This window comes from Bradyrhizobium sp. ISRA436, assembly GCF_029910015.1.
Taxonomy (GTDB): Bacteria; Pseudomonadota; Alphaproteobacteria; order Rhizobiales; family Xanthobacteraceae; genus Bradyrhizobium.
This window is the reverse complement of the sequence record NZ_CP094519.1, coordinates 1779424-1792896: the sequence shown is the minus strand read 5'-3', so window position 1 is coordinate 1792896 and position 13473 is coordinate 1779424. Positions and strand designations below refer to the sequence as shown.

Annotated in this window: 8 protein-coding genes; 6 read left to right on the top strand and 2 right to left on the bottom strand. The window is 65.0% G+C overall.

Annotated elements, in window-relative coordinates; genetic code table 11:
* The first annotated feature begins 1 nt into the window (after window position 1).
* Genes pgl through MTX23_RS08515 form a run of 3 tightly spaced genes read left to right on the top strand, consistent with a single transcriptional unit; the run spans window position 2 to window position 2074 of the window.
* Window positions 2-754, top strand: coding sequence for a 6-phosphogluconolactonase (gene pgl, locus MTX23_RS08525; protein WP_280976182.1), 753 nt, complete (start codon window positions 2-4; stop codon window positions 752-754).
* Window positions 755-782: 28 nt separating this feature from the next.
* Entirely contained in the window at window positions 783-1271 is a 489-nt protein-coding gene (locus tag MTX23_RS08520; RefSeq protein WP_280978007.1) for a gluconokinase, read from the top strand.
* Window positions 1268-2074, top strand: a complete 807-nt coding sequence (locus MTX23_RS08515; RefSeq protein WP_280976181.1) for a Cof-type HAD-IIB family hydrolase — start codon at window positions 1268-1270, stop codon at window positions 2072-2074. The genes MTX23_RS08520 and MTX23_RS08515 overlap by 4 nt, the downstream gene beginning before the upstream one ends.
* Before the next feature lie 15 nt (window positions 2075-2089).
* On the opposite strand, the gene MTX23_RS08510 is transcribed toward MTX23_RS08515, so the two are convergent.
* Both MTX23_RS08510 and malQ read right to left on the bottom strand, forming a co-directional pair.
* Window positions 2090-3895, bottom strand: a complete 1806-nt coding sequence (locus MTX23_RS08510; protein ID WP_280976180.1) for a glycoside hydrolase family 15 protein — start codon at window positions 3893-3895, stop codon at window positions 2090-2092.
* A gap of 15 nt (window positions 3896-3910) precedes the next feature.
* Window positions 3911-5863: a 4-alpha-glucanotransferase gene (gene malQ / locus MTX23_RS08505; protein WP_280976179.1), complete on the bottom strand. Its 1953-nt coding sequence runs from the start codon at window positions 5861-5863 to the stop codon at window positions 3911-3913.
* A 182-nt stretch (window positions 5864-6045) separates the two neighbouring features.
* Between malQ and MTX23_RS08500 the strand changes: the two genes are divergently transcribed.
* Genes MTX23_RS08500 through glgB form a run of 3 tightly spaced genes read left to right on the top strand, consistent with a single transcriptional unit; the run spans window position 6046 to window position 13473 of the window.
* A complete protein-coding gene (locus tag MTX23_RS08500; protein WP_280976178.1) occupies window positions 6046-8013 on the top strand; it encodes an alpha-1,4-glucan--maltose-1-phosphate maltosyltransferase in 1968 nt (655 codons plus the stop codon).
* Between the two features lie 10 nt (window positions 8014-8023).
* Window positions 8024-11329 carry a maltose alpha-D-glucosyltransferase gene (gene treS / locus MTX23_RS08495; RefSeq protein ID WP_280976177.1) on the top strand — a complete coding sequence of 1102 codons (3306 nt, stop codon included), beginning with the start codon at window positions 8024-8026 and terminating at the stop codon, window positions 11327-11329.
* Window positions 11326-13473: a 1,4-alpha-glucan branching protein GlgB gene (gene glgB, locus MTX23_RS08490; protein WP_280976176.1), complete on the top strand. Its 2148-nt coding sequence runs from the start codon at window positions 11326-11328 to the stop codon at window positions 13471-13473. The genes treS and glgB overlap by 4 nt, the downstream gene beginning before the upstream one ends.

Sequence of the window (13473 nt, the reverse complement as noted above, 5' to 3'; positions counted from 1 at the left end):
CATGGCAGCGGGCAGCGAACGCAGGATCATCGCCGTTGCCGATCCGGCGGCGCTGGCAAAGGCTGCGGCCGAGCGCGTGATCGCGCGGATCGCGGAGAACAGCGGCCGGATCGCGATCTGCCTCACCGGCGGCTCCAGCCCCAAGGCGCTCTACCAGCTCTTGGCGACGCCGGAGTATCGCAGCATGATCCCATGGGACCGCGTGGAGTGGTTCATCGGCGACGAACGCCTAGTGCCACGCAAGGACCCGCTGCACAACATGAGCATGGCACGCCAGGCCTTTCTCGACCGCTGCGCGCCGGCCGCCAATGTCCATCCGATTGCCACTGACACGGCCGACCTCCTGGACCCGGACAAGAGTGCTGCGCTCTACGAGAACGAGCTGATGGCCTTCTACGGCGCCGAACAGCTCGATCCGGCGCGGCCGCTGTTCGACCTCGTGCTGATGGGCGTCGGCCCCGACGGCCACACCGCCTCGCTGTTTCCCGGCTACCCGGCGGTCGAGGAGACCGCGCGCTGGGTGGTCGGGGTGCCCAAAGCCAATGTCGAGCCGTTCGTGCCGCGCGTCTCGCTGACCCTGCCCGCGCTCGCCTCCTGCCGCGAGATGCTGTTCGAGATCGCGGGCCAAGGCAAGCGCGCGATCTTGACGCGACTGCTCGCGGGCGAGAACCTTCCGGCGAATCGCGCGCGATCGCAGCACGAGACCATCTGGCTCGTCGATCAGGCCGCGCTGCCGGAGGATTTTCGTGGGTGACAAGCACAGCCCCTGCGCACTGGTGGTGATGGGTGTTTCCGGCTCGGGCAAGAGCACTATCGCCGACCACCTCGCGATCAGGATCGGCTGGCGCTACGAGGACGGCGACACCTTCCACCCGCCGGGCAATGTCGCGAAGATGAGTGCGGGCCAGCCGCTGACCGACGAGGACCGCCGGCCGTGGCTGCAGGCGATCGCCGACGAGATCGACCGGACCTGCAAGGTGCGCGAACGCGCCGTGATCGCCTGCTCGGCGCTGAAGCGCACCTACCGCGACATCCTGGTGCATGGACGCGACGACGTCCGCCTCATTTTCCTCGAGGGCACGCAGGACCTGATCGCCGCACGCCTGGCCGCGCGCAAGGGCCATTTCATGCCGCCCGGTCTTCTCACCAGCCAGTTCAGGACGCTGGAACCGCCGACCGCCGATGAGCGCCCGATCGTGGTCGCGATCGACCGCACGGTCGACACCATTGTCGAAGACATTGTCAGCCAACTCAACCTGGACCGCCCATGACCCGTATCGACCTTGTCGTGTCCGACGTCGACGGCACGCTCCTGACCAAGGACAAGATCCTGACCGATGGCGCCAAGGCCGCCGTGCGCAGGCTGCACGATGCCGGGATCGGCTTCACCATCGTTTCCAGCCGGCCGACCATCGGGATGGACTTCCTGGTCGCGCCGCTCGCCATCACACTGCCGATCGGGGCCTTCAACGGCTCTTCGATCGTCGATGCGGAGCTCAAGCCGGTCGAGCAGCACCTGATCCCGCCTGCGATCGTCAAGCGCAGCATCGGCCTGCTCCGCGACCGCGGCATCGACATCTGGCTGTTCACCAACGACCGCTGGCTGACGCGCAATCCCGACGGCGAATACGTCACGCATGAGCAGCGCACGATCAAGCACGATCCGGCCATCGTGCCGGATTTTGCGCCCTATCTCGAGCGGACCTGCAAGATCGTCGGCACGAGCTCGGACGCCGCCCTGCTGCAGCGTTGCGAGGCCGAGATGCAGCAGGCGGTCGGCAACCAGGCGCTGGCAGTCCGCTCGCAAACCTACTATCTCGACATCACGCCGCCCGGCCACGACAAGGGCACCTTCGTCGAGACCATCGCCAAACGCGTCGGCGTGCCGCTCGCGAACGTCGCGACGATCGGCGACATGCAGAACGATCTCGCCATGTTCGCAAAGAGCGGCGTCTCCTTCGCGATGGGCAATGCGAGCGACGACGTGAAGGCGCGCGCCACAAACGTCACCGACAGCAACGAGCATAACGGCTTCGCGCGCGCGATGGACGTCGTGCTGAGGACCGGCCGCTAGATCGATAGATCGATTCTATTTCGAGCGTTGCATCGCCGGCTTCCCCGCCTCCGCCATGGCCTCGCTGAGGTTGTGCGCGGTGTTGATCAGCGCGATATGGGTCAGAGCCTGCGGGAAGTTGCCGGTCTGCCGGCCAGCGCCTGAATCGAACTCCTCCGCGAGCAGGCCGAGGTCGTTGGCGACGGCCACCACCCGGTCGAACATGGTCTGCGCCTTGTCAAGATCGCCCGCCAGCACATGGGCGTCGGCGAGCCACAGGCTGCAGGCAAGGAACGCCCCCTCGATCGGCTGCGTCTCGTCGGACACCTCGCGCGGATCATGGCGCAGCACAAAGCCGTCGCGCATCATGTATCTTTCGATCGCATCGATCGTGCCGCGGACACGCGGATCGGTCGGCGGCAGGAAGCCGACCGCCGGCAGCAGCAGAATGCTGGCATCGAGCAGCTTCGAGCCATAGCTTTCGACAAAGCTGTTGAGGTCGCGGTCAAAGCCGTTCTGGCAGACGTCGCGGTGGATGGCTTCGCGCAACACCCGCCACTTGACCAGAGGCGCCTTGAAGCCGAACCGCTCCGCGCTCTTGATGGCGCGGTCGAAGGCGACCCAGGTCATGACCTTGGAGAAGACATAGTGCCTGGGTTCGCCGCGGCGCTCCCAGATGCCGTGATCCGGCTTGTCCCACACATCGGCGAGATGATCGATCACCGTGCATTCCAGCGACCAGTTCTCCTCGCCGAGTTTGAGCTGGGCCATGCGGGATTGGTGGAAGGCATCGATCAATTCGCCGTAGACATCAAGTTGCAGCTGCGCATGCGCGGCGTTGCCGATGCGCACCGGCTGGGCCCCTTCATAGCCCGGCAGCCATCCGGCCTCCCATTCAAGGAGCCGGCGCTGGCCCATGATGCCGTACATGATCTGCATGTCTGCCGGCGTTCCGGCCACCGCCCGCTGCAGCCAGCTGTGCCAGGCCGCCGCTTCCTCGGTATAGCCCGAGTTCATCAGCGCCAGCAGCGTGAAGGTGGCATCGCGCAGCCAGCAGAATCGGTAGTCCCAGTTGCGCGCGCCCGCGAGCTTTTCCGGCAATGAGGTGGTCGGCGCCGCGACGATGCCGCCGGTCGGCCGGAACGTCAGGGCCTTCAGCGTGATCAGCGAGCGGACGACGAGGGCGCGGTTGACACCGTGATAGCTGCATCGGTTGCACCATTCGGTCCAGTAGTCCTCGGCATCCTTCAGTGCCGCTTCCGGGTCGATCGGCTCCGGGACCGGAAGATGCGACGGGCCGTAGGTCAGCACGAAGGGGATCGTCTCCCCCTCACCGACCTCGAAGTCGGCCACCGTGGTCAAGTCCTCGCCGCGGGTTTCGACCTGAGTGCGCAGCACGATCATGTCCTGCCCGCAGATCGCGAGCAGCCCGGGCCCATCCGGATTCCTCCTCACCCAGGGCACATCGATCCCGAGGCCGAAGCGGATCACCAGGTCCAGGCGCATCTTGACCCGGCCGCTGATCCCGCGGACGAGGCGGACCACGTCGGAGGCTTTGCCGCGCGGCGGCATGAAATCGATCAGCACGACCACGCCGCGATCCGTCTCGAACCGCGTCTCCAGGATCAGCGTATTGTCCCGGTAGCGGCGCGACGTCCCGGTGATCCCGCCTGCGGGCGATATCCGCCAGCGGCCATGCCTCGACTTGCCGAGCAGCGCCGCGAAACAGGCATCAGAATCGAAGTTCGGCCAGCACAGCCAGTCGATCGATCCGTCGCGGCCGACCAGCGCCGCGGTCTCGCAGTCCCCGATCAGTCCATAATCTTCGATCCGCGAGGCCAAGTGCTGCGCTCCGCGTTAGCTTGCGCGCGACCGCTCACGGGTCGCACGCTTGAGCGCTTCGAGGTCGATCGCCGACGACAGATGCTCGATCGAGACCGGAAGCCGCCGCCGCCAGTTCGGATGTTCGTAGACGGTGCCCGGAATATTGGGCTGCTCGACCAGGCCGAGCAGATCCTCCATCGAAACCGCCGTCATCCGCGATCGGGTCCGCGCCAGGAAGCTCACCACCGAATAGAAATCGTGGTTGTGGATGTCGTGCCGGCGCAGCACGTCGTCGAACTGGCCGAGTGCGTGCCAGCGTCCCTCGTCGGTTTCCCCGGGATCGATCCCGAGCGCGCGCTTGGTCTTGAGATCGCTGAAGGAGCGCCAGCCGGCATAGGTCGAGAGGTCGTGGGTGTTGAAAGTGACGAGCGCATCGGCGAGGTAATAGTCGGCGTTACGGAAGGCACCCCGCTCGTCGGTTTCGAATATCATCACGAGGTAGGACCAGATGCCCCAGCCATTCATCTGCTCGCGAAACCCCTCCGGCACGGTGCCGAGATCCTCGCCGATCACGACGCAGCGATTGGCCACGCTCTCCTGTGCGGTCGCCGCCAGCAGCGCCTCGAACGGCATCAGCACATAGGCGCCGTTGGCGGGGCCGAAGCCCCGCGGCACGAGATAGAGCCGCTTCAGTCCGAACGCGTGGTCCAGCCTGACGGCGCCGGCATGCCGCATCGCGGCGCGCAGCATCTGCCTGAACGGCTCGAAGGAGCGCAGTTCGAGGCCTGCGGCATTGAAGCCGGCGAGCCCCCAATCCTGACCGGCGGTGTTGAGCGGATCCGGCGGCGCACCGACGCCGAGGTGGCGCGAGATCGCGGTCTGCTCGTTCCATGCGTCGAAGCCGTCCGACTGCACGCCGACGGCGACGTCGAGATAGAGCCCGACGCGCATGCCGAGCTTGTGCGCGAGCGCCTGGCAGGCGCCGAGCTGGCGATCGGCGATCCACTGCACGAATTCGACGAACTCGACCTCGGCGGCGGTGTCATGTGCCCTGCGCAACTTCGCGCATGCCGTGTCGTTGGGTTGCCTCCATTCATCCGGCCATTCCCACCACGGCGTTTTGAATTTGTGCCTGACGACCTCGAAGCAGGCGAAGTGCGACAGGAGCGCGCCCTGTTCGCTGCGATAGGTCTCGAAATCCTGCCAGCGGCCAAGGCCTGGATTGGCCTTGAAGGTTGCGAAGGCCGCGCGCAGCGCGCGCCACTTCAGCGCAGCGACCGCAACATAATCGACCATGTCGCGGGTGTGGAGCTGCGCCAGTGCGGCCTGCGTCTCCGCATCGATCCGGAACTCGGGAATGGCTTCGACGTCAATGTACAGCGCGTTGAGGAACAGCCGGCTGTTCGGCGAGTAAGGGCTGCAATCGCCGGGCCGATCGTCGAACAATGCGTGCAGCGGATTGAGCCCGATACCGTCGGCGCCGACCTGATGGGCGAATTCGAGCAACTGATGCAGGTCGGTGAAGTCGCCGATGCCCCAGTTGCGCGCGGAGCGGACGCCATAGAGCTGCACGGCGATCACCCAGCAACGATCGAAGTCGCCGCCAAAGGCCCCTTCCGGCGCAACCAGCAGCGGCACCTCTTCGCTCGTGCCGGACGCATCCGACAGGTGCAGGCGATGCACGCCTCCGGGCAGATCGGCCGGCCAAGCCACGCTCCGGTCGCGCGCCTCGCCTTGCGCGAGCACGCCGGAGCCATTCGTGACCTTCCACTGCACCGGAAGCCGGGCGACCTCCGAGAGCTCCGTTCGCGGGGCGCGACCGGCGCGAATGACCACCGGATCGGCGATGAGCCGGCGCGGTGTCTGGGGGGGCAGCGCATCGAGAATCGCCGAGAGCGCCGCAGGCGTCGTCACACGGCGGTGACCACTGCCATCGATATATTCAGTCTGGATTCCCAGGGTTCTGGCTTTGGCGTAAAGGTCCATTCGGCACGCTGCTTGCTTGCAACGGCATTTCGCTCGTTGCTAAATTGTCCAGATAAAGGAAAGGGATAGACGATGCTCAACGCTCTACCCCGCCTCGCGTTCCCGCCGGGAACCAATGCCCGGCGAGCGACTTTCTATATGGGTCTGGCGCGCCTCCTTCCCGCCGCCGGGACGTCATTTGCATGTTCGATGGCGGCATCACCGTGACCAAAACTGCCCGACCTGTCGAGAGTGCCAACGGCACTTTTCATATCACCGACGTCTATCCGTCGGTCGATTGCAGCCGTTTTCCGGTCAAGCGCATTGTGGGCGAACCCGTTGAGGTGTGGGCTGACATTTACCGCGACGAACATCACGTGATTGCCGCCACACTGGTGTGGCGGCATGACGGCGACGACGAATGGCAGCACGCGCCGATGACGCTACACAGCGATGATCGCTGGGGCGGCGCCTTCGTTCCTGATCGGCCCGGCCGTTACACGTTCGCGATCGAGGCGTGGACCGACGAATTCGCCAGCTGGCGGCAGCGCTTCGAGCAGAAGCAGAAAAGCAACAACGACCTCACGCTGGATGCGATCGAAGGCGCGGGCATGCTGACCCAGGCGCAGGCGGGGGGTCCGGCGGCAGCTGCCGTGATCATCAGGCAATGCGAAATCTACCTGCAGACCGGTGAGGCCGGCGCGCTGCTCGCGCCGGAATTGAAGGAGGCGATGGAAGGCAGCCAGTTTCGTTCCGATGTAACTCGATCTCAGCTATTTCCCCTGATCGCTGACCGGCCGCGGGCGCGCTATGGCGCCTGGTACCAGATGTTTCCGCGCAGCCAGGGCAAGGTGCCCGGCGCGCATGCGACCTTCCACGACTGCATCGCGCGACTGCCCGACATCGCCGCGATGGGCTTCGACGTCGTCCTGCTCGCGCCGATCCACCCCATTGGACGCGAGCACCGCAAGGGCCGCAACAATACGGCAACCGCGCAGCCCGGCGATCCCGGCAGCCCCTACGCGATCGGCACGGCGGATGGCGGCCACGACGCCGTACACCCTGAACTCGGCACGTTGGAGGATTTTCGTGCCTTCGTCGCAGCCAGCCGGACGCATGACATGGAGGTCGCGCTCGACTTCACCGTGCAATGCTCGCCTGAACACCCCTGGCTGAAGCAGCATCCGCAATGGTTCAAGCGACGCCCGGACGGATCGATGCGCCCTGCCGAGGACGGGCCGCGACGAGACGATGCCGTCGATCCCGACTTCGCAAGCGAGGACGCCGCTGCGTTGTGGCAGTCGCTGCGTGACGTGGTCCTGTTCTGGGTCGACCAGGGCGTCAGGATTTTCCGGGTCGACAATCCGCACACCAAGCCCCTGGGCTTCTGGGAATGGCTGATCCGCGAGGTACAGCGTCACGATCCCGGGGTCATCTTCCTGGCGGGCGCCTTGGTGCGGCCGAAGCTGATGAAGGGCCTGGCAAAGCTCGGCTTCACGCAGTCCTATACCTACTTCGCCTGGCGCACGCTGCGCTGGGAGCTCGAGCGGCATCTCGGCGAATTGATCTCCTATCCCGAGCGCGACTTCTTTCGGCCGAATTTCTTCGTCAACACGCCTGACATCCTGCCCTTCCACCTGCAAAGCGGCGAATCCTGGATGTTCAAGTCGCGTCTCGCGCTCGCCGCGACGCTGTCGAGCAATTACGGCATCTACAGCGGCTTCGAGCTGCTGGAGCATGCCCCGGTCCCCGGCCGGGAAGAATATCTCAACGCGGAGACATACGAGATCAGGGTTCGGGACTGGGAACAGCCCGGGAACATCAGGCCGTATGTCGCCGCCCTCAACCGGATCAGGCGCGGCAATTCAGCGCTGCAACAGACGAGCAATTTGCGTTTTATCGGCGTCGAGGACGGCAATGTGATCGGCTTTGTCAAGGAGTCCGTCGATCAGACCAATGTGATCGCGGCCGTGATCGCATTGTCACCCGATGTGCACGACATCTGGCTTCCACTCGGGGACACCAGGGTCGGCCCTGGCGATGCGCGCCGTCCGGTCGCTGCCGTGGAAGACCTCGTCACCGGCGAGCGTCATACACTCGAATGGGGAGGTGTACGCCTGCATATTGATCCCGAGCGCGATCCCGCGCGGCTGTTGCGCTGCGTGGCCTGAAGGAGCCGTCATGAACGTATTCTCCACCGTCGATACCAAGGTGAAGATCGCGACCGAGACCGCGGACGAGCTCTGGTACAAGGACGCCATCATCTATCAGCTTCACGTCAAGGCGTTTGCCGACAGCAACAATGACGGCATAGGCGACTTCGCAGGCCTGACGGAAAAGCTGCCCTATCTGCAGGAACTCGGCGTCACCACGCTGTGGCTGCTGCCGTTCTATCCCTCGCCCGGCCGCGACGACGGTTACGACATCGCCGACTATGGCGACATCAACGCCGATTTCGGGACGATGAAGGATTTCAAGCGCTTCATCCAGGAGGCGAAAAAGCGCGGCCTCCGCGTCATCACCGAGCTCGTCGTCAATCACACCTCGGACCAGCACGCCTGGTTCAAGCGCGCGCGCCGCAGCCCGCCGAACTCGAGCGCGCGGAGCTGGTACGTCTGGAGCGATACCGACCAGAAGTATCCGGGCACCCGGATCATCTTCACAGATACCGAGAAGTCCAACTGGACGTGGGATCCGGAGGCCGGCCAGTTCTACTGGCACCGTTTCTTCTCGCATCAGCCGGACCTGAATTTCGACAATCCGCGCGTGGTGCGCGCGATCGTGCAGGTGATGAAGCGCTGGCTCGACACCGGCGTCGACGGGTTCCGGCTCGATGCCATTCCCTATCTCTGCGAGCGCGACGGCACCAACAACGAGAACCTGCCGGAGACGCACGCCATCATCAAGCAGCTCCGGCAGGAGCTCGACGCCTACGCCAAGGGCAAGGTCCTGCTGGCCGAGGCCAATCAGTGGCCGGAGGACGTGCAGGAGTATTTCGGCCATGGCGACGAATGCCACATGGCCTATCACTTCCCGCTGATGCCGCGCATCTACATGGCGATCGCGCAGGAAGACCGCTTTCCGATCACCGACATCCTGCGGCAGACGCCAGACATCCCCGCCGCCTGCCAGTGGGCGCTGTTCCTGCGCAATCACGACGAGCTGACGCTGGAAATGGTGACCGACGTCGAGCGCGACTATCTGTGGTCGACCTATGCCAACGATCCGCGCGCGCGGATCAATGTCGGAATCCGCCGGCGGCTTGCGCCCTTGATGGACAATGACCGGCGCAAGATCGAGCTGATGAACTCGCTGCTGCTCTCCTTCCCGGGCACGCCGATCATCTACTACGGCGACGAGATCGGCATGGGCGACAACATCTATCTCGGCGACCGCAACGGCGTGCGCACGCCGATGCAGTGGTCGCCGGACCGCAACGGCGGCTTCTCGCGCGCCGACCCCGCGCGGCTCTACGCGCCGATGATCATGGATCCGGTCTACGGCTACGAGGCCGTCAACGTCGAGGCGCAGTCGCGCAGCCTGTCGTCCCTGCTCTCTGCGACCAAGCGGCTGATCGCGGTGCGCAAGTCGACGCTGGCGTTCGGGCGCGGTACCATGACATTCATCCGCCCGGAGAACCGGTCGGTGCTCGCCTATGTGCGCCAGTACCAGGGCGAGGCCATCCTGTGCGTTGCCAATCTGTCGCGCTCGGCGCAGGCGACCGAGCTTGACCTCTCCGCCTTCAAGGACCGCATTCCGCTGGAGATGCTCGGACGGACCCGCTTCCCGGCGATCGGCGAGCTGCCCTACATGATCACGCTCGCGCCCTACGGCTTCTACTGGTTCCAGCTGCAGGAACGCGACAAGTCCGAGCCGGTGCCACCGCGCGCAGTGCCGGAGTTCGAGACGCTGGTGGTGCCCCTCAATTCCACCTGGACCTCGCTGGCACGCACTCGCGGTGTGTTCGAGCACGACGTGCTGCCCGGCCACCTCGCCCGCACGCGATGGTACCCCGAGCACTCCGCCAGGGCGATCCAGCCGACGCTGATGTCCGCGATCCCGTTCTGCGACATCGGCGACAACCGGCCCTGGCTGATCTTCTTCGAAACCACGGAGCGCGGCACGACCAGTCGCTACGTTCTGCCGATGCAGATCGAATGGGTGCGCTTCGACCGCGAGCGCTACAACCCGCGTGCCTTCGCCGCCGTGCGGCAGGGCGCCCGCGAGGGCACGCTGCTCGACGTCGCCACCGACCAGATTTTCACCGGACTGTTCCTGCGCAATCTGCGGGAAAATCTGACCGTCGATGAAGGCGAGCAGGGCCTGAAACTCGAATTCCGGCCGACCAGCCGTTTCGCCGACAGGCCGGTCCGGCAGCCGGAGCACATTCGCGTCTTCGAGAACGATCAGCCGCACTCAACCGCGTTGGTCGACAACGAATATGTCACCAAGATCTACCGGAAGCTCGAGGTCGGCATCAATCCGGAGATCGAAATGAGCCGCTTCCTCACCGAAGTGATCGGTTTCCCGAACACTCCCGCTTTGCTCGGCACGGCCGAACTGATCGAGGGCGACAAGCGCAGCGCCATCGCGGTTCTGCATGCCATGGTCGTCAATCAGGGCGACCTCTGGGCGGTTGGGGTCGCGCATTTGGATCGCCTTGTCGAAAAGCAACGCTTGCTCGCGGCGAGCGAAGACCCGGTAGAGAACGGCGATCAAGCAACCTATCTGCGCCACATGTCGCAGGCCGGCAAGCGCCTCGCCGAGTTGCATCTCGCGCTCGCCAGCAACAGGGACCTGCCGGACTTCGCGCCCGAGCCGACCCGGCCCGAGGACCTGCAGCGCTGGAACGACGAGATCATGGCGCGCGCCGAGCGCGTGTTCGACACGCTGAAGCAGCGCCGCGACAGCCTGAAGGAGGCCGACCGGTTGCTGGCCGACCAGTTGCAGGCGCAGCACGACACGCTGCCCAATAGGCTCAAGGCCCTGTTGCCGCGCGAGACCGAAGGGCTCAACATCCGCCATCATGGCGACCTGCATCTTGGCCAGCTGCTGGTCGTCAAGGACGACGTGTTCATCATCGATTTCGACGGAGGCCCGGGCCGCACGATCGCCGAGCGCCGCCGCAAGGCGCCGGCTGCACGCGACGTCGCGGGCCTGATCCGCTCGATCGATTATGCGATGACAGCCGCGCTGGAACGCGCGCTCAAGGTCGCGCCGGACGAGAGCGGCAGATTGAGCATCGCGCTGGGCGAATGGCGCGATCGGGCAACGGACGCTTTCCTCGCAGGCTATCGCGAGGCGATGGCCGGCCAGCGCCTGTGGCCTGCCGACGCCAAGGCGGCCGACCGCCTGCTCAGCTTTTTCCTGCTTGAGAAAGCCCTCTACGAGATCGAATATGAGCTCGCCAACAGGCCGGATTGGCTGCGGATTCCGCTGACCGGCTTGTTGAGAATCCTGGCGGAACAGCCGCATGAGGTCGCATGAGCAAACTGCCTGCCGAGGCCTATGCCATCATCGAGGGCCGCCACTCGGATCCCTTTCACTATCTCGGCCTCCACGTCGAGGGGGACCGCAACGTCGTGCGCGCCTTCCTGCCGGACGCCAGCAATGTCGAAGCGATCGGTGAGCATGGCGAGACGGCGCCGCTCACGCGGATTCATGACGCCGGGCTGTTCGCCGGCCCACTGCCCAACGGCTCCACGCGCTATCAGCTCCGTGCGCGGTTCGGCGACAACGTCGTCGAGTTCGAGGACGCCTACAGGTTTCCGCCGATCCTGAGCGACTTCGATCTCTATCTGCTCGGCGAAGGCACGCATCTCCGCATCTACGATACGCTCGGCGCGCACCCGATGACGCTGGATGGCGTCGACGGCATCGGCTTCGTGCTGCTGGCGCCGAACGCGCGGCGCGTTAGCGTGGTCGGTGACTTCAACTTCTGGGATGGCCGGCGGCACCCGATGCGGGTCCGCGGCGTCGGCTATTGGGAGCTGTTCATCCCGCGCGCGCGCGTCGGCGACCACTACAAGTTCGAGATCATCGGACGGAACGGCCAGCATCTGCCGTTAAAGTCGGATCCACTAGCCTTCGCGGCCGAGGTCCGTCCGAAGACCGCATCGATCGTGTTCGACGAACGCACCATCCCGCGTCCGCGCCCGGCCCCCGACGCCGTCAATGCGCTGCGATCGCCGGTCTCGATCTACGAGGTCCATCTCGGCTCCTGGCGGCGCAAGGGTCACAACGAGTGGCTGACCTATCGCGACATGGCGGAACAGCTTCCCGGCTATATCAGGGATATGGGTTTCACGCATGTCGAGTTCCTGCCCGTCACTGAACATCCGTTCGACGGCTCCTGGGGCTACCAGCCGACCGGCCTGTTCGCGCCGACCAGCCGCTTCGGTTCGCCGGACGACTTCGCGGCGCTGGTGAATGCCTGCCATCGCGAGGGGCTGGGCGTGCTGCTCGACTGGGTCCCCGGGCATTTTCCTGACGACCCGCACGGGCTCGGCCACTTCGATGGCACAGCACTCTACGAACACGCCAACCCGCTGCAGGGCCGTCATCTCGACTGGGGCACCCTGATCTACAATTACGGGCGCACCGAGATCACCAATTTCCTAGTGTCGAATGCGCTGTTCTGGCTCGACCGCTACGGCGTCGATGGGCTGCGCGTCGATGCCGTTGCCTCCATGCTCTATCTCGACTACAGCCGCCCCGCCGGCGGCTGGATTCCGAACAAGTATGGCGGCCGCGAGAACATCGAGGCCATCGACTTCCTGCGCCGCTTCAACACCGAGGTGTTCGCGCACTTTCCCAAGGCGACGACGGCGGCCGAGGAATCCACCGCTTGGCCGCAGGTATCGCGGCCGGTCGAATATGGCGGGCTCGGCTTCGGCTACAAGTGGAACATGGGCTGGATGCACGACACGCTGAAATACATCGGCAAGGATCCGATCCACCGCAAATACCATCACGGCGACATCCTGTTCGGTCTGCACTACGCCTTCTCGGAAAACTTCATTCTGCCGCTGTCGCATGACGAGGTCGTGCACGGCAAGCGTTCGATCCTGGGACGCATGCCCGGCGACGACTGGCAGCGTTTCGCCAACCTCCGCGTCTACTACAGCTTCATGTTCGGCCACCCCGGCAAGAAGCTGATGTTCATGGGCTGCGAATTCGGCCAGGAGCGCGAATGGGACCACGATCACTCGCTGGACTGGCACCTGCTGGAACAGCCGCGACATTCCGGCGTCCAGAATCTGGTCCGCGACCTCAACCGCCTTTATCGCGCACTGCCGGCGCTGCATGAGCTCGACTGCGATCAGGCCGGCTTCGAATGGGTTGTTACCGACGACGCCAACAACAACGTGTTCGCCTGGATTCGCAAGGGCAGCGGCGAGCGGGCCCGCTGCCTTGTGGTCGCGAACTTCTCGCCCAACGTCTATCGCAACTACCGTGTCCGCGTGCCGTTCGCTGGCAAATGGCGCGAAGTGCTCAATTCGGACTCGGCGCATTACGGCGGCAGCAATGTCGGCAATGTCGGCGAGGTCCGTGCCTCGGAGGGCGACGCGCCCGAGCTGAGCCTGACCATTCCGCCGCTGGCTGCGATCTTTCTCGTACCGGAAAGCTGA